Origin of the sequence: Bradyrhizobium sp. SBR1B, assembly GCF_014198205.1 — a bacterium.
Lineage (GTDB): Bacteria > Pseudomonadota > Alphaproteobacteria > Rhizobiales > Xanthobacteraceae > Bradyrhizobium.
In genome coordinates, this window is sequence record NZ_JACIHC010000014.1 from 1 (window position 1) to 20,404 (window position 20,404).

General features: G+C 64.9%; 24 protein-coding genes. 16 read left to right on the forward strand and 8 right to left on the reverse strand.

Annotation, left to right across the window (positions count from 1 at the left end):
- Positions 1-205: hypothetical protein (locus GGD61_RS40260; protein WP_210311221.1), on the forward strand; the 205-nt coding region annotated here is incomplete at its 5' end.
- A 108-nt stretch (positions 206-313) separates the two neighbouring features.
- Here the strand turns inward: GGD61_RS40260 and GGD61_RS28160 are convergent.
- The 3 genes from GGD61_RS28160 to GGD61_RS28170 all read right to left on the reverse strand — a co-directional run bounded on the left by GGD61_RS28160 (position 314) and on the right by GGD61_RS28170 (position 3,641).
- The gene (locus GGD61_RS28160) at positions 314-1,261 is read right to left on the reverse strand and encodes an ABC transporter substrate-binding protein (protein ID WP_183231670.1); all 948 of its coding nucleotides are present in this window, start codon (positions 1,259-1,261) and stop codon (positions 314-316) included.
- 150 nt (positions 1,262-1,411) lie between these two features.
- Complete coding sequence (locus GGD61_RS28165; RefSeq protein WP_183231671.1) at positions 1,412-2,200, reverse strand: helix-turn-helix transcriptional regulator; 789 nt, start codon at positions 2,198-2,200, stop codon at positions 1,412-1,414.
- Between the two features lie 238 nt (positions 2,201-2,438).
- Entirely contained in the window at positions 2,439-3,641 is a 1,203-nt protein-coding gene (locus tag GGD61_RS28170; RefSeq protein ID WP_092260439.1) for an LLM class flavin-dependent oxidoreductase, read from the reverse strand.
- 107 nt (positions 3,642-3,748) lie between these two features.
- Between GGD61_RS28170 and GGD61_RS28175 the strand changes: the two genes are divergently transcribed.
- The 7 genes from GGD61_RS28175 (at position 3,749) to GGD61_RS28205 (ending at position 9,300) form a co-directional block, all read left to right on the forward strand.
- Positions 3,749-3,922 (forward strand): hypothetical protein, encoded by a 174-nt coding sequence (locus GGD61_RS28175; protein ID WP_177237302.1) that lies wholly within the window; start codon positions 3,749-3,751, stop codon positions 3,920-3,922.
- A complete protein-coding gene (gene napE, locus GGD61_RS28180; RefSeq protein WP_018318384.1) occupies positions 3,909-4,094 on the forward strand; it encodes a periplasmic nitrate reductase, NapE protein in 186 nt (61 codons plus the stop codon). Before GGD61_RS28175 ends, napE begins: the two co-directional genes overlap by 14 nt.
- Positions 4,095-4,120: 26 nt before the next feature.
- Positions 4,121-4,435 (forward strand): chaperone NapD, encoded by a 315-nt coding sequence (locus tag GGD61_RS28185; protein ID WP_026202011.1) that lies wholly within the window; start codon positions 4,121-4,123, stop codon positions 4,433-4,435.
- A 17-nt stretch (positions 4,436-4,452) separates the two neighbouring features.
- Complete coding sequence (gene napA, locus GGD61_RS28190) at positions 4,453-6,966, forward strand: nitrate reductase catalytic subunit NapA (RefSeq protein WP_183231672.1); 2,514 nt, start codon at positions 4,453-4,455, stop codon at positions 6,964-6,966.
- Positions 6,963-7,433, forward strand: a complete 471-nt coding sequence (locus GGD61_RS28195; RefSeq protein ID WP_026202010.1) for a nitrate reductase cytochrome c-type subunit — start codon at positions 6,963-6,965, stop codon at positions 7,431-7,433. The genes napA and GGD61_RS28195 overlap by 4 nt, the downstream gene beginning before the upstream one ends.
- A complete protein-coding gene (locus GGD61_RS28200) occupies positions 7,430-8,083 on the forward strand; it encodes a NapC/NirT family cytochrome c (RefSeq protein ID WP_018318380.1) in 654 nt (217 codons plus the stop codon). The genes GGD61_RS28195 and GGD61_RS28200 overlap by 4 nt, the downstream gene beginning before the upstream one ends.
- Before the next feature lie 101 nt (positions 8,084-8,184).
- Positions 8,185-9,300: an ATP-dependent RecD-like DNA helicase gene (locus GGD61_RS28205; RefSeq protein WP_026202009.1), complete on the forward strand. Its 1,116-nt coding sequence runs from the start codon at positions 8,185-8,187 to the stop codon at positions 9,298-9,300.
- A 164-nt stretch (positions 9,301-9,464) separates the two neighbouring features.
- Here the strand turns inward: GGD61_RS28205 and GGD61_RS28210 are convergent, their stop codons facing one another.
- A complete protein-coding gene (locus tag GGD61_RS28210; RefSeq protein WP_183231673.1) occupies positions 9,465-11,147 on the reverse strand; it encodes a tetratricopeptide repeat protein in 1,683 nt (560 codons plus the stop codon).
- 257 nt (positions 11,148-11,404) lie between these two features.
- On the opposite strand from GGD61_RS28210, the gene msrA reads away from it, so the two are divergent.
- From msrA to GGD61_RS28230, 4 genes are all read left to right on the forward strand, one after another.
- Positions 11,405-12,121 carry a peptide-methionine (S)-S-oxide reductase MsrA gene (gene msrA / locus GGD61_RS28215; protein ID WP_018318377.1) on the forward strand — a complete coding sequence of 239 codons (717 nt, stop codon included), beginning with the start codon at positions 11,405-11,407 and terminating at the stop codon, positions 12,119-12,121.
- Positions 12,122-12,151: 30 nt separating this feature from the next.
- Positions 12,152-12,571 carry a peptide-methionine (R)-S-oxide reductase MsrB gene (msrB, locus tag GGD61_RS28220; protein ID WP_092260430.1) on the forward strand — a complete coding sequence of 140 codons (420 nt, stop codon included), beginning with the start codon at positions 12,152-12,154 and terminating at the stop codon, positions 12,569-12,571.
- Positions 12,572-12,679: 108 nt separating this feature from the next.
- Positions 12,680-12,844: a DUF3309 family protein gene (locus GGD61_RS28225; protein ID WP_084674830.1), complete on the forward strand. Its 165-nt coding sequence runs from the start codon at positions 12,680-12,682 to the stop codon at positions 12,842-12,844.
- Between the two features lie 213 nt (positions 12,845-13,057).
- A complete protein-coding gene (locus tag GGD61_RS28230) occupies positions 13,058-13,351 on the forward strand; it encodes a hypothetical protein (RefSeq protein WP_018318374.1) in 294 nt (97 codons plus the stop codon).
- 118 nt (positions 13,352-13,469) lie between these two features.
- On the opposite strand, the gene GGD61_RS28235 is transcribed toward GGD61_RS28230, so the two are convergent.
- Complete coding sequence (locus tag GGD61_RS28235) at positions 13,470-14,024, reverse strand: DUF4112 domain-containing protein (protein ID WP_092260426.1); 555 nt, start codon at positions 14,022-14,024, stop codon at positions 13,470-13,472.
- 61 nt (positions 14,025-14,085) lie between these two features.
- Positions 14,086-14,511 carry a DUF5413 family protein gene (locus GGD61_RS28240; protein WP_092260424.1) on the reverse strand — a complete coding sequence of 142 codons (426 nt, stop codon included), beginning with the start codon at positions 14,509-14,511 and terminating at the stop codon, positions 14,086-14,088.
- Positions 14,512-14,655: 144 nt separating this feature from the next.
- On the opposite strand from GGD61_RS28240, the gene GGD61_RS28245 reads away from it, so the two are divergent.
- The 3 genes from GGD61_RS28245 to GGD61_RS28255 all read left to right on the forward strand — a co-directional run bounded on the left by GGD61_RS28245 (position 14,656) and on the right by GGD61_RS28255 (position 15,717).
- Positions 14,656-14,898, forward strand: a complete 243-nt coding sequence (locus tag GGD61_RS28245; RefSeq protein WP_177237301.1) for a hypothetical protein — start codon at positions 14,656-14,658, stop codon at positions 14,896-14,898.
- 35 nt (positions 14,899-14,933) lie between these two features.
- The gene (locus tag GGD61_RS28250; protein ID WP_026202008.1) at positions 14,934-15,164 is read left to right on the forward strand and encodes a hypothetical protein; all 231 of its coding nucleotides are present in this window, start codon (positions 14,934-14,936) and stop codon (positions 15,162-15,164) included.
- 259 nt (positions 15,165-15,423) lie between these two features.
- Entirely contained in the window at positions 15,424-15,717 is a 294-nt protein-coding gene (locus tag GGD61_RS28255) for a hypothetical protein (RefSeq protein ID WP_026202007.1), read from the forward strand.
- A 319-nt stretch (positions 15,718-16,036) separates the two neighbouring features.
- Here the strand turns inward: GGD61_RS28255 and GGD61_RS28260 are convergent, their stop codons facing one another.
- Together GGD61_RS28260 and GGD61_RS28265 are read right to left on the reverse strand one after the other, a co-directional pair.
- Positions 16,037-17,638: a hypothetical protein gene (locus GGD61_RS28260; RefSeq protein WP_092260418.1), complete on the reverse strand. Its 1,602-nt coding sequence runs from the start codon at positions 17,636-17,638 to the stop codon at positions 16,037-16,039.
- Between the two features lie 37 nt (positions 17,639-17,675).
- Complete coding sequence (locus tag GGD61_RS28265; protein ID WP_018318369.1) at positions 17,676-18,968, reverse strand: adenylosuccinate synthase; 1,293 nt, start codon at positions 18,966-18,968, stop codon at positions 17,676-17,678.
- 421 nt (positions 18,969-19,389) lie between these two features.
- Here GGD61_RS28265 and GGD61_RS28270 point away from each other — a divergent pair, with 421 nt between their 5' ends.
- A complete protein-coding gene (locus tag GGD61_RS28270; RefSeq protein WP_092260417.1) occupies positions 19,390-20,322 on the forward strand; it encodes a DMT family transporter in 933 nt (310 codons plus the stop codon).
- Positions 20,323-20,404: the final 82 nt, after the last annotated feature.

The window sequence follows — 20,404 nt, forward strand, 5'->3', positions numbered from 1 at the left end:
TCGCCCATTGGGCATCAGTCAAAACGAATCGGTTCATTCCAAGCTTGAATCACAATCAAGCGGGAATGAGAATCCTGAATCCAAACAGACCCTAGGCGGGAACCGTCAGCGATGGTTAACGACGGGCTCTTGTTCGGCGGCATCAAAATTGGGAGCACCGCTTGATAGTGAGCTAGCACTGCGGACAACGCGCTTCTCTGAATAGGCCGACGGAGCGGACACGCTGCGACCTTGACTGCTCCCAGCCCGACAGCCGACATTCTGAGGCCAGAAACAGAAGGCAGCTAAGGCGCCAGAAACGGAAGCCGAGAACTCACTCGACCGTCCTGTCGGCACGAGAGAGTAGCATCGGCGGCATTTCGACACCTAGCATTTTGGCTGTCTTGAGATTGATGACCAGTTCGAACTTTGTCGGCTGCTCAACAGGCACCTCGGCTACCTTTGCGCCTCGCAATAGTCTTGCGACCTGACGCGCGCATTGGTGGAAAACCGCGCTGAGGCGGGGACCGTATCCCATCAGTCCGCCTTCTTCCGCCTGCTCGGGCCACTGCAGAATGGCGGGCAGGCGGCGGAGGGCCAGCCGATCGCGGATCAGGTACTGGAATTTCGATGCCAAGATCGGCGAGGCCAGCAGGTTGACGGCCCCGATCTCTTCGACCTTCAAAGCGTCAATCACACGGATGAGATCTTCCTCGGATCGTGCGGCAAACGGAACGATCTCGACGCCGAGCCTCTTGGCGGCGCTTTCGAGAGTACTCATGTTTGGTATCGGCAGGCGGTCTGCGAGAGCGGCTATTCGCCGGACAGCTGGCAGTGCTTCATGCAGCAGCTCCAATCGCTTGGCGTCGAGCTGAAACGCAAAGATGGCAACACCAGTGGTGTTACCTTCGGGATGCGGCATCGAGGCGACCAGCTTGCTGCCAAGCAAGTCGTCCGCGATCACCACGATTGGAATACGCTGCGTTGCTTTCTGTGCTGCGCGCCCTGCTTCGGCCCCGACTGCCATCAGCACATGTGGACTTGCCTCGACCAGTTCAATGGCCACACTGGCATAAGACGCGGCAGCCGCCCTTTCGCCACGGCTGTCGATCTCGAGGTTTTTGCCTCTGACAAAGCCGGCTCTGCCCAGTTCATCGAAGAAGCTGAGCGGTACCGGCCCCAATGCCGCAACGCGGTACCGCTGGCCAGCCCGCTGTGCGCGGGCTTTGAGCGGCAATGCCGCAGCGCCAGCAATCAGCGTGACGAACTCGCGCCGCTTCATGAGGATCCCGGGAGCATTTGACCGGGTCTCAGTCTAGCACATTGGAGGCGAGGAGTGGCGTCGGCTTCGGGTCAAAAGGCGACGATCCCCGTAGGTGGACTGCGTGTCCGCTTTGCTTTCCGAAGCAGGTATCGCGGACTCCCGGTCCCCTCAGTTCAGTCCGTGTGGCCCTGCCAGCAGGCCAAGCACGATTCCGAACAATTCGTTCTGCGAGGAGATGCCGAGCCGCTGATAGGCGCGCTTGCGGTAGGTCAGGGTCGAATGCAGGCTGATGCCGAGTCCTTGCGAGATTGCTTCGGAGCTGAAACCGAGCAGGATGCGGCGGCAGACCTCCTGCTCGCGCGGTGTCAGGTCCGAGAGTGGCGCGCGCGTCGCGAACAGTGTGGCGAGGTTCTGATCGGGCGTCGCGGTCGCGGCCTGCTGAAAATGACGCGCGACGCTGGCGCCGATCGCGGGCGCGATCGTCTGCAGCCGTTCGCGTTGCGCGGCGCTGAAGCGGCCCTGGGACGTGATGCGGTAGAAGTTGACGTAGAAGCAGGTGTCGCCGGTCCAGATCGCGGTCGCGCATTTGTCGACGATGCCGGAATCGTGGAAGAAGATCTTGCGGTATCGCGCGCCGTACATGCGGGGTGCGAAGCTCGGCAGCATGATCGGCCCAGTGCCCTCGCCTTCGAACAGCGCATCGCGGTTGGGATCGGATTCGTGGAACTGGCCGGCATAGGCGGCGCCGAGATCGCCGCCGATCGGGATATTGCCGGCATCGAGCAGGCAGGTCGCGGCACCGGCACGGCTCAGCGCGAACACCATGCAATGGCCGACATCGGCGTGGCGGCGCAGCGTGTCGATGAGGACTTTGGGGAAATCGGAGCGGCCGATGGCGAGCACCGCGGGCGTGATGTCACTAGCCGCTGGAGTTGTGGCCGTTCCGTCGGGCCGCATTGGTTTCCTCCGTCTGACGCTGTTTTGCGGAAGGATAGCAGCAACGATCGGGCGCCGAAAGCCGGCAACGCCTCCGTATGCCGCTTCTGGGTCTCGGCTCTGCGCCGCGACGCTGGCGCGTTGCGGCTTGTCCGGGACACGAGAGCGGCTGCGTCGATTGACAGTCTCGTGCCCCGGACGCAGCGCAGCACTTTAGTGATGCGCTGCAGAGCCGGGGCCCATGCCGGATGCAGATCCCCTACCCGGCCGCCTTCGCTGGCGCCACGTTGACCGCGAGCTTGCCGTAGCGGTCCGTGAACGCCTCGGTGTCGATCTCCTCCAGCTTGATCTCGCCGCTCATGACGCCCTGCTTCCATTCGACCTGCGCCGGGTCGTTCTGGAACTCCGGCATCACCTCGCGGCCGAACAGCTCCAGCGATTCGCAGATGTGCTCGTGGCTGTTCTTGCCGGCCTGGTTGAGCAGGATGACCTGGTCGATATGCGAGGACTGAAAGCGCTTCAGCTTCCTGCGGATCGTCTCGGGCGAGCCGATCAGGCCGCCGCGCAAGGCCGCCTCCTGCGCCTCCGGATTGTCGCGCTTCCACTTGTTGTACTCGTCCCACATGTTGACGGTGTAGGGCGCGGGCCGCTGGCGGTTCTGCGAGGCACCGTAGAAGCGCAGCGCGAACTGGAAGAAGGTGGCGCCGTCGGCGCGGGCGCGCGCCTCCTCATCCGTTTTGGCGCACATGAAGAACGAGACCAGCGCCATGTTCGGGTTGATCTGGTAGTCCGCCAGTTTATGCAGCCGCTTGGTCATCGCGTTGTAATAGGCGTGCACCCAGGCATGCGCGGCATCCGCACTGACGAACTGAAAACCGAGCGCGCCAAAACCGTGACGGCCGGCACGCTCGATGGTCGGCAGCTGCGAGCACGCCATCCACAGCGGCGGATGCGGCTTCTGCACCGGTTTTGGCACGACATTGCGCAGGGGAATGTCGAAATACTTGCCGTGATGTTCGCTGCCCGCGTCCTTGAACATCGGGAAGATCGCCTGCACGGCTTCTTCAAAGATCTCCTTCTTGGTCTCCATGTCGCGGCCGAACGGCGTGAGCTCGGTGATGGACGCGCTCTCGCCCATGCCGAACTCGCAGCGCCCGTTCGAGAGCAGATCGAGCACCGCGACACGCTCGGCAACGCGCGCCGGGTGATTGGTGGTGAGCTGCAGGATGCCGTGGCCAAGCCGGATGTTTTTCGTGCGCTGGCTGGCCGCGGCGAGAAAGGATTCCGGCGAGGGCGAGTGCGAATATTCCTCGAGGAAGTGATGCTCGACCACCCAGGCATGGTCGTAACCGAGCTTGTCGGCGAGCTCCATCTGCGAGAGGGCATTCTGGTAGAGCCGGAGCTCGTCGCCGGCCACCCAGGGCCGCGGCAGTTGCAGCTCGTAGAAGATGCCGAACTTCATGGCGTCGCTCTCCCGCTTTATTGTTGTTAAGCTCATCTTAAGGTGTGAGGCGGAGCTGTCTACGGAGCAGCAATTCCGCCGCGCGGGAGACTGATCCCGAGCCTGGCATGGCGACCTATACCCGCCTCGGCGCCGCCGCTGCGACATCCGCGCAAGTCGACAGGTTGATCCAGATCAACGCCACCACGGCCCGATTGCAGCAAAAGGGCTGCAAGGCAACGGCCCGGATGCCGTCCCGCTTCCCATACCATCCCGAAGAGACCGAATATGTCGGCCCCTGACGACACGACTTCGCGCGTGCGCCGCAAGCGCATGGAGATTTTCGCTTTCCTATTCCTGACCGCGATCGTGATGCCCGTCCTCGCGGTCGGAACAGTCGGCTCCTATGGGCTCGGCGTCTGGATCTACCAGATGTTTGCTGGCCCTCCCGGCCCGCCGCCCTCCCCGCATTGATCTCCTCCAAGCGAAAGACCGGCATCATGGCCCAAGCTTCACTCAACCGCCGCGCATTGATCACCGGCCGCGTGCTCAGCACCGACCGCATCGTGCCGCCACCGGGCGCCGAAATCGCCAGCATCATCGTGCAGGCGCGCCCCGAGCGCCTCGCCGAACTCGAAGCTGAGATCACCGCCCTGCCCGGCTGCGAGATCCATGGCCGCGACCCACGCGGCAAACTCGTCGTCGTGACCGAAGCGCCCGATGCCGGCAGCCTCGGCACCCTGCTCAACACCATCCAGTCGCTGCAACACGTCTATTCCGCGGCGCTGGTCTTCCACGCCATCGAAACCGCCTGAGTTCAGGAAGAGCCATCATGACATCGCCAAAGCTCGACCGCCGCCAGATGCTGAAGCTCGAGGCCGCCGCGATTGCGGCCGCCGCAGCAGGCATGCCGGCTCCGGCGCTCGCCGCCAATCTCATCACCGAGCGCGACAACAGCGAAATGAAATGGGACAAGGCCGCCTGCCGCTTCTGCGGCACCGGCTGCTCGGTGATGGTCGCGACCAAGGACAATCGCGTCGTCGCCACCCATGGCGACATCAAGGCCGAGGTCAACCGCGGCCTCAACTGCGTCAAGGGCTACTTCCTCTCCAAGATCATGTACGGCCATGACCGGCTCACGCAGCCGATGCTGCGCAAGACGGGCGGCAAATACGACAAGAACGGCGAGTTCACGCCCGTATCCTGGACCGAAGCCTTCGACACCATGGAGGTGAAGTGGAAGGAGGCGATCAAGAAGCGCGGCCCCAACGGCGTCGCCATGTTCGGCTCCGGCCAGTGGACGATCTGGGAAGGCTATGCAGCCTCGAAGCTGTTCAAGGCCGGCTTCCGCACCAACAACATCGATCCCAATGCGCGGCACTGCATGGCTTCCGCCGTCGCCGGCATGATGCGCACTTTCGGCATCGACGAGCCGCCCGGCTGCTACGACGACATCGAGGCGACCGACGCCTTCGTGCTGTGGGGCTCCAACATGGCGGAGATGCACCCCATCCTGTGGACGCGCCTCGCCGACCGCCGGCTGTCCGCGCCGCATGTCCGCGTCGCCGTGCTCTCGACCTTCGAGCACCGCTCGTTCGACCTCGCCGACATCGGCATGGTGTTCAAGCCGCAGACCGACCTCTACATCCTCAACGCCATCGCCAACCACATCATCAAGACCGGCCGGGTCAACAAGGACTTCGTCGCCGCGCATACGATTTTCAGGCGGGGGCAGACCGATATCGGCTACGGTTTGAGGCCGGAGCATCCGCTTCAGAAAAAGGCAACGGGTGCAGCGAAGGCCAACGACTCCACCGACATGAGCTATGACGAGTACGTCAAGTTCGTGTCGGAATACACGCTGGAAAAGGCAGCCGAGATGTCCGGCGTGCCGCTGAACCGGCTGGAGGCGCTCGCCGAGCTCTACGCCGATCCCAAGACCAAAGTGGTCTCGTTCTGGACCATGGGCTTCAACCAGCACACCCGCGGCGTCTGGTGCAACAACCTCGTCTACAACATCCATCTCCTGACCGGAAAGATCTCCTCGCCCGGCAACAGCCCGTTCTCGCTGACCGGCCAGCCCTCGGCCTGCGGCACCGCGCGCGAGGTCGGCACCTTCTCGCACCGGCTGCCGGCCGACATGGTCGTGACCAACAAGGCGCATCGCGACCACGCCGAGCACATCTGGCAGCTGCCCGAAGGCACCATTCCCGACAAGAACGGCGCGCACGCCGTGCTGCAAAGCCGGATGCTGAAGGACGGCCTGATCAACGCCTATTGGGTGCAGGTCAACAACAACCTCCAGGCCGGCCCCAATGCCAACGAGGAGACCTATCCCGGCTTCCGCAACCCCGACAATTTCATCGTGGTCTCGGATGCCTATCCGTCGGTGACGGCACTGGCCGCCGATCTGATCCTGCCGACCGCGATGTGGGTGGAGAAGGAAGGCGCCTACGGCAATGCCGAGCGGCGCACCCAGTTCTGGCACCAGCTCGTCCCCGCGCCCGGCGAGTCGAAATCCGATCTCTGGCAGCTCATGGAGTTCTCCAAGCGCTTCAAGATCGAGGAGGTCTGGCCCGAGGAGCTGATCGCCAAGAAGCCCGAGGTTCGCGGCAAGACGCTGTTCGACGTGCTCTACAAGAACGGCCAGGTCGACAAATTCCCCGTGACCGACATCGAGCCGGGCTATCTCAACGACGAGTCCAAGGCCTTCGGCTTCTATGTGCACAAGGGCCTGTTCGAGGAATACGCCCAGTTCGGCCGCGGACATGGCCATGACCTCGCGCCGTTCGACATCTATCACCGCGAGCGCGGCCTGCGCTGGCCCGTCGTCAACGGCCAGGAGACGAAGTGGCGTTTCCGCGAGGGCAGTGATCCCTACGTCAAGCAGGGCACCGACGTGCAGTTCTACGGCTATCCCGACGGCAAGGCGCGCATCTTCGCGCTGCCCTACGAGCCGCCGGCGGAATCGCCCGACAACGAATATCCCTACTGGCTCTCGACCGGCCGCGTGCTGGAGCACTGGCATTCCGGCACCATGACGCGCCGCGTGCCCGAGCTGTACAAGGCCTTCCCCGAAGCCGTGTGCTTCATGCATCCGGACGACGCGGCGGATGCCAAGCTCCGTCGCGGGGACGAGGTGAAGGTGGTCTCCCGCCGCGGCTTCATCCGCGCCCGGGTCGAAACGCGCGGTCGCGACCGGCCGCCGAAGGGCCTCGTCTTCGTGCCGTGGTTCGACGAGTCCAAGCTGATCAACAAGGTGACTCTGGACGCGACCGATCCGATTTCGCTGCAGACCGACTTCAAGAAATGTGCCGTGCGCATCGAGCGGGTGAGCCTGTCATGATGAAACGATCTGCAATCGCCTTGCTCGCCTTCGCGATCGCCGCGGCCTCGAGCTCGCTGACCGCACAGACCGTCACCTCGGGCCTGCGCGGTCCGGCTCCACTCAATGACGAGGGCCCGGCGCCGCCGATGCTGCCGAACCGCAACACGTCCGAGAAGGAGGTGCGCAATTATCCGGAGCAGCCGCCGGTCATCCCGCACACGATCGACGGCTATCAGATCGACCTCAACGGCAACAAATGCCTGTCCTGCCATGCGCGGGCACGCACGGCGGAATCGCAGGCGCCGATGGTCTCGATCACGCATTTCATGGACCGCGACGGCCAGTTCCTCGCCTCGATCTCGCCGCGGCGCTTCTTCTGCACGGAATGCCACGTGCCGCAGAACACCGCCAATCCGCCCGTGAGCAACGACTTCGTCGACATCGACACGCTGCTCTCGCGTGCAAGCCCGGGTGGCCGCCGATGACGACGACTGCTGACGAGCCCAATGCAGAGCTGAAAACCAAGCGCGGCTTCATCGCGCGAAGCTGGGACTTTGCGCTGGAGCTCTGGCGTGTGCTGACCCGGCCGAGCTCGGTGTTCGCGCTCGGCACGCTGGTGCTCGCGGGCTTCGTCGCCGGCGTTATCTTCTGGGGCGGCTTCAACACCGCGCTGGAATTGACCAACACCGAAAAATTCTGCACCGGCTGCCACGAGATGAAGGACAACGTCTACGCCGAGCTGAAATCCACCATCCACTTCAGCAATCGCTCCGGCGTGCGCGCGACCTGCCCGGATTGCCACGTCCCGCACAACTGGACCGACAAGATCGCGCGCAAGATGCAGGCCTCCAAGGAGGTCTGGGGCAAGATTTTCGGCACGATCGACACCCGCGAGAAATTCCAGGATCATCGCCTCGAGCTCGCCGCGCACGAATGGGCGCGCTTCAAGGCCAACGATTCCCTGGAATGCCGCAACTGCCACAGTGCCGATTCCATGGACATCACCAAGCAGTCGCCGCGGGCCTCGGTGGCGCACCAGCGCTTCCTGTTCACGAAGGAAAAGACCTGCATCGACTGCCACAAGGGCATCGCCCACCAGCTGCCCGACATGCGCGGCGTTCCCGGCTGGCAGTAGGACCAAAAGGCAACCGGGTTCGCCCCGCTTGAACCGGCGGGGCGAATGGTTAGTTTTGGGGGATGGCGAATCGCCTCGTTTCGCCCTTCCTCAAGACAGATATGGCCAGTTTCACACCGCATCAGGATGCCGCTCTCAAGGCCGTCGGCGACTGGCTGAAGGCCAGGCCGGGCCGCAATGGCACGCCGCCGATCTTCCGCCTGTTCGGCTTTGCCGGCACCGGCAAGACGACCCTGGCCCGGCACATCGCCGAAGGCGTCGACGGCGAGGTGAAATTCGCGGCCTTCACCGGCAAGGCCGCCCTCGTCATGCGCAACAAGGGTTGCGACGACGCCTCCACCATCCACTCCCTGATCTACCGCGCCCGCGAATCCGGCGAGGAGCAGCCGAGCTTCGAATTGTGGGACGACGCGCCGGCCTCGAAGGCGAAGTTGATCGTGATCGACGAATGCTCGATGGTCGACGCCGAATTGGGCCGCGACCTGATGTCGTTCGACTGCCCGCTGCTCGTGCTCGGGGATCCCGCGCAGCTGCCGCCGATCCAGGGCGGCGGCTTCTTCACCAACACCGAGCCCGACGCGATGCTGACCGAGGTGCACCGCCAGGCGCAGGACGATCCGATCGTGCGGATGTCGATGGACGTGCGCGAGGGACGCGAGCTCGACATCGGCCGCTACGGCGAGAGCGAGGTGGTGTCGCGCAAGGAGCTCGATCCCGACCGCGTCATGGGCGCCGACCAGGTGCTGGTCGGCCGCAACAACACGCGGCGCGCCTACAACATGCGGGTGCGGCAGCGCCAGAACATCGAGGACGTCTTCCCGGTCGCGGGCGACAAGCTGGTATGCCTGCGCAACAACCGCAAGAAGGGCCTGTTCAACGGCGGACTGTGGCGCGTGAAGTCGCGCAACACCTCGCGCTCGAAATCGCGCATTCTCTCGATGCGGCTGTCGCCGGACGAGGATTTCGGCCACAAGGTGACCAAGGTCTCGGTGCGCGCCGATTGCTTCGAAGGCGGCGTCGAGCAGATCGCCTGGGAGCAGCGCAAGCCCTATGACGAGTTCGATTACGGCTACGTGCTCACCGTGCACAAGTCGCAGGGCTCGCAATGGGACGACGTCGTGCTGTTCGACGAGAGCTTTGCGTTTCAGGACTCGCGGGCGCGGTGGCTGTATACGGGGATTACGCGCGCAGCGAAACGGCTGAGCATCGTGGTGTGACCCTGCCGTAGGGTGGGCAAAGGCGCATAGCGCCGTGCCCACGATCTCTCTCCATAAGCAAATAAACGCGTGGGCACGCTTCCGCCTTCGCTCTTCGAGCTACGGCGGACAAGTCGCTTTGCCCACCCTACGGCACCGTGAACGAGGCACGGATATCGCGCCCCTTACTTCCCCGCCACAAAGTAAAAATCCTCCCGTCCCGGCGGTGACCCATACGTGAATGGCTGCTGCTCGTGCTTCGTCGCAGCCCAGACGTCGTCGCGGATGATGTCGAACAGTTTTCGGATCTCGATGCGCGGCTGCTTGATCTCGCGGGCCAGCGCGGTGGCAAACGGGCTGTTGGCGCTGCCGTCGCCGTCCATCGCGGTCTCGCCGTGCTTGGCGGCGTAGACCACCATGAAGCCGGCGCCGGGCTCGATGTTGGAAAAGCCCTTGTCGACCAGCTTCAGCGACAGCGTGCGCTGCATGCTCGGCGCGAACGGATTGTCGCGGCAGGCATCCAGAACCACGAGGCGCATTTTCCGCGCGGCACCGACCGCGGCGATCACCTGCTCGAGGGCGACCGCCTGGGTCTCGGCGTCCTTGTCGGCGGCGAGCTTTGCGTCGACGGGAACGAGATAGTTCACCCCGCCGATCTCGAAGCCGTGGCCGGCGTAATAGACCACGGCCCAGTCGGCCTTCTCCGCTTCCTCCGCAAAGGCCTTCAGCGCGTCAAAGAACTTGTCGCGGGTGAGGTCGTTGACGGAAATCACGCTCTGGAAGCCGACGTCGCGCAGCACGCTCGCGATCAGTTTGGAATCGCGCGGCGGATTGGGCAACGCATGGACGTTCTTGTAGGCGCCGTTGCCGATCACCAGCGCCACGCGGCGCCCGGTTGCTCCGGCCGGCGCCTGCAGCGTCAGCGCGGCGAGCCGCTCCTGCGCGACGGCACGGGCGCGGGCGACGTCGGGCTCGTCGAACTTCGTCAGCGAATAGGCGGCCGCGCGGTAATCGGCGCGCGCCTGCGCGAGATCTTTCTTCCGCTCGTAGATCTGGCCGCGACCGGAATGCGCGCGGATGTTGTTCGGATTGATCTGGATGGCCGTGTTGTAATCCTTCAGCGCGGCGTCGAGGTCGCCCTTCATCATGCTGACGTCGGCGCGGTTGTTGATCGCGAACACGTTTTTCGGCTGCCGCTCGATCAGGCCGTTGCAGTCGGCAAGGGCCTGCGCGTACCTGCCCATCATGCCGTAAGTGATGCAGCGGTTGCTGGCGATCTGCGGCGCGGCCGGGTCGATCTTCTCGGCCTCCGCGAAATCGGCGATCGCGCCGTCGAAATCCTTCATCAGCGTCCGCGCGCGGGCGCGATTGGTCCAGCCGAGCAGGAATTTCGGCGTGTATTTGATCGACAGGCTGAAATCGTCGAGCGCGCTCTGCAACGCGCCGCGGCGCGCGTGGATGACGCCCCGATTGTTGTAGGGGACACCGTAGGTGGGGCGCTTCTGGAGGGCGAGGTTGTAGTCCGCCATGGCGAGGTCATCCTGGCCCTTGCGCTCATAGGCGAGGCCGCGCAGGTTGAGAGCAATGACGTAATCAGGATCGAGATCGATCGCGGTGGACAGGGTCTCGATCGCGCGGTCGTAGTCGCGCTTGCTGATCAGCGTGTTGCCGCGCACGGAGAGCGCGATGGCCTTGTCCTTGCCGGTGAGCTTGTCGGCCTTCAGCAGATTGTCGCAGGCGCTCGCGCGGGCCTGGGCCTCCGCCTGGCGGTCACGGCAGAGGGTGAGATCGTCGGCCTGCGGGTCGGCCGCCGCGCTGAACAGGCCGGCGGTCAGGATGACAAGGCTCAGGGAAACGACGCGCAGCATGGGTCAGGCCTGCTCCAGCCGGATTCTTCTTAAGTCGATCATCGATCGCACCGGTTCATCTAGCGCGGAGTTCCCGGTCTCGCCAAGCCGCCGGCGCCCTTCTATCCCGCGCGGCTCATTTCATAGACTCGTGTCCGTCCCGTCGTAACAACCGGCGGCCGCGTCCGTACCTCGGATGGTGCGAAAACGCAGCCGGGCAACTGTTCGTCCGGCCCCGACCGCCCTAGACTGTCAGACCTTTCGAAAGAGGATCCGCCATGCGCCGACCTGCCCTCGCCTCCCTGCTCGCCGCAACCACCGCCCTTTCGCTAACCTTCGCGCTGGCCTTTGCCGCGCCGTCTCAGGCCGCGGAGGACGCGGTCGTGATCCCCGCCCCGGCCATGGATGCGGCACCTGCGAGCGGGATCCAGACCGCCGTGATCGCCGGCGGCTGCTTCTGGGGCGTCCAAGGCGTCTTCCAGCACACCGCGGGCGTCGTCAACGCGGTCTCCGGCTATGCCGGCGGCACCAAGGCGACCGCCGACTACCAGACGGTCTCGAGCGGCCGGACTGGCCATGCCGAGGCGGTCGAGATCAAATACGACCCGAAGAAGATCTCTTACGGAAAGATCCTCCAGATCTATTTCTCGGTGGCGCACGACCCGACCCAGCTCAACCGCCAGGGCCCCGACGTCGGCACGCAATATCGCTCGGCCGTCTTCACCACCTCCGACGAGCAGAAGAAGGTGGTGGAGGCCTATATCGCCCAGCTCAACGGCGCCAAGGTCTTCAGCAAGCCGATCGTGACCAAGGTCGGCGCGCTGGAGGCGTTCTACCCGGCGGAGGCCTACCACCAGGACTATCTGACGCTGCACCCGAACCAGCCCTACATCGCCTATAACGACCTGCCCAAGGTCGAGAACCTGAAAAAGCTGTTCGCGGATAACTACATTGAAAAGCCGACGCTGGTGAGCGCCAGCAAGGCCACCAACTGATCGCGAGATCATCTCAAGAACGGGAGACCCATGCCCGACACCAAAATGAAAACCACGGACGACAAGGTCATCAAGAGCGAAGAGCAGTGGCGGCGCGAATTGTCGCCGATGCAGTACGCGGTGCTGCGCGAGAAGGCGACCGAGCGTCCCTTCTCGGGCGAGTATGAGCACGACCACCGCGCCGGCACCTATGTCTGCGCCGGCTGCGGCAATGTGCTGTTCGAATCCGACGCCAAGTTCGATTCGGGCTGCGGCTGGCCGAGCTTCACCCAGCCGGCCGTCGAGAGCCATGTCGACGAGGAGCGGGACGTCAGCCACGGCATGATCCGCACCGAGGTGCTCTGCTCCAAATGCAGCGGCCATCTCGGCCACGTCTTCCCCGACGGCCCCGGGCCGACCGGCCTGCGCTACTGCATCAACTCGGCCGCGCTGAAGCTGGAGCCCAAATAAACGTTGCCCGCGGTCGGGTTCCTTCATGGAACCCGACCGCGCGATGTGCTTTTCTTGTCTGGCGGTGCGGCCGATCATCGCATTTGGCGGCCGCCAGGGGAGGATGCCATGTCAGTCGGGACCGTCCTGATCATCCTGGTGATCATCTATCTGCTCGGCGGCCTGTCCGGCCGCGTCGGCGGCTACGGCTATGGCATGGGCCATTCCGGCATGGGCATCGGAGGCGTCGTCTTGGTCGTGCTGGTCGTCCTGCTGCTTCTTGGCAAATTGTAATCCATATAAGCCATTGAAATAATTCAGTTAATTTCATCCGCGGAGCTGCCATGCGCGGATTCATCATCTCCCATCGCAGGGGTCGCATTTTTGTCAAAACGGCCTATATTAGTGGGCGAAAATGGCATGTGCGGCGGGCCCGCTCGATTGCGGCCCCTGCCCTCCCAAACCCCACGCGCTTAAAGCCCCAGAGAGATCACGAGGTCTTTGACCATGCGTCCACTGCGTCCGTTCAACTTCAACACGTCTGCCGAACTCTTCCCCGCCGCGATCCGCAAGAAGAAGCGCGCAGGCTTCACCTATCGCCGGTTCGGCACCGCGGCCGAAGCCGTGCAGTTCGCGATGGAGCAATTGCCGACGGATTCGCTGAACGGCGCCTATCTCCAGGTCGAGGAAGCGCGTTTCGACCAGAACGGCATCCGCTCGCTCTATGAGAGCGAAGCCTTCCCGTTGCCCCGCCGTCCCAAGCCGGCGCCGGCCGAGACCGACGCCGCCGACGCGGCATAAGTTTTTTCGCTGAGCCTTACGATGTGCGCAGAAAGCGCGATGGCCAAAAGGCTGTCGCGCTTTTTGCGTTTCTACTCCCTCTCCCCGTTCTTACGGGGAGAGGCGAAGAGGGGAAGCTTCAGATCCGTGGCTGCTTGTCGAGCCAGCGGCGCAAGAGGCGCACGTTGCGCATGTTGGCGCGGAACATGACGTCGAAAGCGTCGCCCGCGAACGGGACCAGGCCGACTACGCCGTCGAGCGCGACATTGCCGAGCATGCGGGTGGTGATGTACCAGGGCGCCCCCAGCGCCCGGGCCTCGCGCACCAGCCACAGCGAGATCGCCGTGGTGATGATGTCGCCGACGACGGGAATCAGGCCGATCAACCCGTCGATGCCGTAGCGTATGTTGGTGCCGGGCAGGATGAAGGCGACGTCGAGCAGCTTTGCGATCGCCTCGATCCGCGCGATCCGCTGCTCACGCGTCAGATTGCCGAACGGGCTCCCGGCGAACGGATGATCCTTGCCCAGCTCGAAACCGAACTCGCGAAAGCCCTGCTCCAGCGTTTCAGGGCGGATTTCCCGACCATCCTGGTCGATGATCGGCCCGCGTGCCTCCGGGCCGGAAGCGGTCGCGCGCGAGCTCCCCGTACGGGATCTGCGTGGAGCAAGGATATCGTCGTCGGACATGGTCATGGCCTTCAGGGAACGCGCTGGGGCGGCAGAGGTTGCTGCGCCGCGCCCGAACGTCGCGCGCTCAGGTCGGCGCCGCCACTGCTTGCGGCTCCTTGATGTATTTATGCACGAGCCAGGACGAAATCACCGCCGGCACGAACCCGACGAGGCCATACAGGATGAACTGCACCGCGCCCGAATCCGGCCCGCGCGAGCTGTAGGTGAGCGAGGCCAGCACGAAGGCGAACAGGCCGACCAGGAGCATCCGCAAGCCCGGGCCGATCCGCCTGACATGGGTCAGGATGTCATCGACCGCGCCGATCATCAGCGAGGGCAGGAAGCCGAACAGGTAGCTGTATTGCAGGGTCTTGAAGAACACCGCGAACAGCTTGCCGACCTCGCCGAGACTGGTCTGGGCCCAATAGCCGGACTGATAGGTCGTCGTCAGCAGCAGCAGGAACCCGCCGACGAACGGGCCAACCAGGGCAAACACCAGATAGCGTTTCATCAAACACCCTTTCACTTCGCCGACGTTTATAGCAGCGCCGCGGGAACCTTGAATAGCGGGGCGGGCTCTGCCATTGGGGGAACAAGTGGCAAGGCGACGAGTTCAGACAGGACCTGAATTATCCCTGTCAGATTGGAGCCGCCGATGGCCCGCAAATTTCTCATGGCGACGATCACGCTGGCAGCCCTGAGTGGCCTGTCGAACGCACCCGCTCTTGCGCAAGGCCACATGGGCTCGCCGCAGGAACAGCAGGCGTGCTCACGCGACGCCTCGCGCTTCTGTCGCAAGGACCTCGGCAATGACGGCGCCGTGCAGGGTTGCCTGCAGGCCAACCGGGCCAAGCTGTCGCGCTCTTGCAGCAAGGTGTTTCAGAGCCACGGCATGTGAGGACCGACCATCCCCAGCGAACGGAGAGTGAAGCCATGTTGCGCGACGAACAGCTCTCGATCCTGCGGGACATCAGCCAGTCCGTTGCCTTCGCCGACGACCGCCACGGCAAGATCGGCGAGCTCATCGCCGACGGCTACGTGATGAAGGACGGCGATCTGTTCGAGCTGACCGCCAAAGGCGTCACCGCCGTCGAGGAACACGCCGCCGCGCTCGGCGCGAGCGACGTGGAACAAGCGAGCGCATCCTTCGATCGGATGATCTGATCGCGCGCGCAAGCTTTGTGCGTGACGTCCACGCAACAATTGCAAATTCCTTTGCGCCTGCCATTGCAGCCGCGTGACAATGGCGCATACTTCGCTCGGGCGGCGCAGCACCTTTCGATTCGAACTTCAAGAAATCGAGCGACCACATGCGGGACCAAAGTTCCCGACGTGAAGGCTGTGACATGCGGCAGATCAAGCCACGTGCGGCGCCCCAAAAACCAAGTGGCTCAAGCCCACGGAACTCGGGGACGCATTCTGCATGACACGCTATCAAACCATCGCTTCGCTGCTTAAGACCACCGCTTCGCTCTTCGCCGTCGCAACCACGGCCATCGCACTCCAGACTTCACCCGGCCTCGCCTTCTCATCCGAAGCGCAGCAGATGTGCACGGGTGACGCGATGCGTCTGTGCTCCAGTGAGATCCCCGACATTCCCAGGGTCAGGGCCTGCATGGTGCGGAACAAGGCCCAGGTCAGCCCCGGCTGCCGCGCCGTGATGGACCGCGAAGCCGCGGCATCAGCATCGCGCAAGCGGGAAGCGGCGGCGCAGTAGTCGGGTCGAGTTCGGCTGGATCGTTGAGGCTCGGTCCGCCTCTTCCCGCCGGACAAGGTTCTCGCATGTGACTCTTGGCGGCGGCCGGCGCGCGCGCCTCGTCCTTCGAGACGGCGCTTACGCACCCCCTCAGGATGAGGCTAATTGGCGTCAGTGCCCTTGAAACTGCTGCCTCACACTCCGCCCTCATCCTGAGGAGCCCGCCTAAGCGGGCGTCTCGAAGGATGGCTGCAGGGAAAAGCTCTCAAACGCGATAGCCCTTCCGCAAGCGGGGGAGGTATCCCCTCGGCTCGCATCGACTCAGTCGCAGCTTGAGCCCCTAATCGCCCCACTGGGCGAAGGCGTCGTTGAAGGCGCGTTCGCCGGGGGCGCCCTTCTCGATGGCGATGATGGCGCGGCGCTGGTTGGCATAGACCAGCGGCACGTCGAACCACGAGCGCTCCTTCAGGAGCTGGACGTTGCGGGAGCGGTCGGCGTCGACATTGGACAGGCCGACCAGGAAGAAGCCGTCGGTGACCTTGACCGCGAGGCCGGCGAGCGGCGTGCCGCGCGCCTGCTCATTCGACTTCATCAGGATGCCCGGCACGTTGGAGACGCTGCCGCCCGGAAAATCCGGCGGCAGGATGAAGGTCAGCTCCGCCGTGTGGCTCGCCGGCAGCGAGGAATCGGTGTTGCGGCGGAACGACATCGTCATCTTGAACTTGCGGTCGGGGATCTCGATGTCGGCGCGCACGGCGACGTCGGCCTTCTGGTTGCCGGACGCCTTGATCGGCTCGAGCCGCCACACCACCGAGCCGACATATTGCTTGCCCTTCGGATCGGACGGATCCTCGTCATAGAGCACGACCTTCTGCGCCACCGGCGCGACCGGCTGATCGCTGGCCGAGGGCTGCCCGACGCGATCCGGAATCTTCGGCTTGCTCTGCGGCTGGGACGGATCCTTCGGCGCCTCCACCACCTGGGTCGGCGAGGACTTCAGCAAATTGGTCGCGATCTGGACCAGCTGCTTGCCCCAGAGGATGCCGGCACCGACCAGGATCAGCACGATGCCGACGGCGATCGCACTCTTGAACGGGAAGGTGGAGCGCGCGCGGGCGCGTTTCTTGGCGTCGCGCTCGGGCGCGATGCGCGGACGCGGCGACGGCGGCTGCGGCGCGTAGCGCTCGGCCTCCTCGACCGACTCGTCGTAGGAATAAGGCGCGTCCTGCTCGCCGGCGCGGTTTTCCAGGCTCGGCTCGAGCCGGTCGAATTCCGGCGAGGGCGAGGGCACATTGGCATAGGTGCGGCGCGCGGCGCGGCTGGCCTGCGCGGCAGCGCCGCCGAGATCGTTGGCGTCGGCGGTGATGTCGCGGAAGCCGCGCACGCCCGGTGCCGGCGGCAGCGGCGGCGGAGGTCCGACATCGGGAGGACGGCGCGCACCGGCGCGATCGCGTCCGGCCGCCGGCTCCGGCATCGGTGGCGGGGCGGACGGCCCCGGTTGGCGCGGGGCGTCGAAACGGGGCGCGCGCGGCGGACGCGGGGCCTCGCCTTGGTCATCGACGTTGATGGATGGACGGTCGGCGCGCGGCGGCGGCGGGGCCGGACGCGTCCGCGGCGGGGCCGGCGCAGCCGGGCTGCCTTCGGCGGCTCGGGTGCTGGCGCGGCGAAAGGCGTCGCCGCTGCTGCCACCGCGGGCGCCGCCACCGGGGCGCGAGGCCTCGCGGGCGCGCTGGGCAGCCTCCGATTCGACCTTGCGGACCGCCTCCTCCAGCGACAACCTTTCGCGGGTGATCTCGGATTCGGAGAGCGGCGGCTGCACGCTGCGCAGCTGTGCGATCAACGCCGTGCGCGCCCGCTCATAGAGCGCGCGACGGCTTTCGCCGGGAGCGTTCGGGTCCAGGGCGGCAATAGCGCGGGCGATCAGCGGATAGTAATCAGCCATTTCAACTCAACTATACGCGCGTCCCGGTAAGATATCGTTAAGCCTCAAACGGATTTTGCACCAGGATAGTATCTTCGCGTTCGGGGCTGGTGGAAAGCAGCGCAACCGGGCACCCCACCAATTCCTCGATCCGCCGGACATATTTGATGGCCTGGGCCGGCAGGTCGGCCCAGGACCGCGCATTGGCGGTCGGCTCCTTCCAGCCCTCGATGGTCTCGTAGATCGGCTCGACCCGGGCCTGGGCACCCTCGCCGGCCGGGAAGTGGTCGATCTCCTTGCCGTCGAGCTTGTAGCCGGTGCAGACCTCGATCGTGTCGAAGCCGTCGAGGATGTCGAGCTTGGTCAGCGCCAGGCCGTTGATGCCGCAGGTCCGGACCGCCTGGCGGACCAGCACGGCGTCGAACCAGCCGCAGCGGCGCGGACGGCCGGTGTTGGTGCCGAACTCGCGGCCGCGCTCGCCGATCCGGCGGCCGGTCTCGTTGTCCTGCTCGGTCGGGAACGGGCCCTGGCCGACGCGGGTGGTGTAGGCCTTGCACAGGCCGAGCACATAGCCGACCGCACCCGGTCCGAGGCCGGCGCCGGTCGCGGCCTGCGCCGCCACCGTGTTGGACGAGGTGACGTAGGGATAGGTGCCGTGGTCGACGTCGAGCAGCGCGCCCTGCGCGCCTTCGAAGAGCATGCGCTTGCCTTCGCGCCGCTTGATGTCCAGCAGCCGCCACACCGTCTCGGCGTAGGGCAGCAGCTCCGGCGCCAGCGCGCTCAACTCCTTCAGGATCACCTTGCCGTCGAATTCGGGCAGGCCGAGGCCGCGGCGCAGCGCGTTGTGGTGGGCAAGCAGCCGGTCGATCTTGTGCGGGAGCGTGTCGAGGTCGGCGAGGTCCATCAGGCGGATGGCGCGGCGGCCGACCTTGTCCTCATAGGCCGGGCCGATGCCGCGGCGGGTGGTGCCGATCGCGGTCGCGGCGCTGGCCGATTCGCGGTGCGCATCGAGCTCGCGGTGCAGCGGCAGGATCAGCGTGACGTTCTCGGCGATACGCAGGTTCTCCGGCGAGACCGCAACGCCCTGCGCCCGCAGCTTGGAGACCTCGTCGAGGAAGGCGGCGGGATCGAACACCACGCCGTTGCCGATCACCGACAGCTTCTGCTCGCGCAGCACGCCCGAGGGCAGCAGCGCGAGCTTGTAGGTCTTGCCGTTGATCACCAGCGTGTGGCCGGCGTTATGACCGCCCTGGAAGCGGACAACGATGTCCGCCTGCTCCGACAACCAGTCGACGATCTTGCCCTTTCCTTCGTCGCCCCACTGGGCGCCGACGACGACAACATTGGCCATTCGCGGGTAATCCTTCGAAGATTTCTCTGTAGGTGGCATGATCCGAACGGAAAATTGGTACCCACTTTTCCGGAATCATGCCTGCGCCCAGCCCAATTCCCGGCCAGAGGCCGTTCGCACGCGAGGCAGCCCAACCGGATAAAGGAAGCAGCCTCTCTAGGCAAGCAAGAACGGGGCATTTTCAGGGCTTCGAGGCTACTCCAAGCCTTTGATATCCCCGGAAAATCCAGAAACCTTCGCGGCGGCGCGCGGGGCTTCGACCAAAGCGTGAGAGGCGCAATCCGCCGCTGCATGGTCGCGATGCGTCCGCCCCCCGTTGATGCAGCCCCGATTTCCGTGTCTTTGGACAGCGCCGGGCGATCAGCCGGCCCGGACCCCGCCGGGCTGGAAGCCTCGGCGCATGCGGGGCACGCCAATCCCAATGTCCGCCACCGGCCAGACCACCAGCGCGGAGACATCCGGCCACAGCTGGATCGCCAACCAGCCCTACCTGCTGCTCAGCATCACCGCGCTGTGCTGGGCCGGCAACGCCATCGTCGGGCGGCTCGCCGCCGGCCACATCCCGCCGGTCACGCTATCGTTCCTGCGCTGGTTCTTCGCCTTCCTGCTGGTGCTGCCGTTCGCCTGGAAACATCTTGCCCAGGACTGGCCGGCGATCCGCGGCAGGCTTGGCCTGATGATCACGCTCTCGGTCACCGGCATCGGCGCCTTCAACACGCTGCAATACTGGGCGCTGGAGCATACCCAGGCACTCAATACGCTGCTGCTGCAGTCGGCCGCGCCGCTGATCGTGGCGCTGTGGTCGCTGGCCATCCTCGGCATCCGCCTCACCGCCGCGCAGGCGTTCGGCGTGCTGCTGTCGATGTGCGGCGTGCTGACCATTCTGCTGCACGGCGATTTCACCACCCTGTCGAACATCGAGTTCAACAAGGGCGACCTCATCTTCATCGTCGCGCTCGTCATCTTCGCGCTGTATTCGGTGCTGACCTTGAAACGGCCGCCGATGCACGGCCTGTCGTTCCTCGCCTTCACCTTCGGGGCCGGCGCGGCCTGCCTCATTCCGCTGGAGATCTGGGAATTGTCCGCGCGGCCCGTGATGAAGCTCGACGGGCCGAACCTCTTGACGCTGTTCTACGTCGCGGTGTTTCCCTCGACGCTGGCCTATCTCTGCTTCAATCGCGGCGTCCGCCTGATCGGCGCCAACCGTGCCGCGCCGTTCTTCCACGTCGTGCCGGTGTTCGGTTCGATCATGGCGATGGCGTTCCTGGGCGAACACCCGCAGGCATTCCACTTCATCGGCTTCGCGCTGGTGCTGTCGGGCGTGTTCGTGGCGTCACGGAAGCAAGCGACGTAATTTCTTCCTTCTCCCCTTGCGGGAGAAGGTGGCGCGAAGCGCCGGATGAGGGGTTGCATCCGCGCACTCAAATGAGAATTGG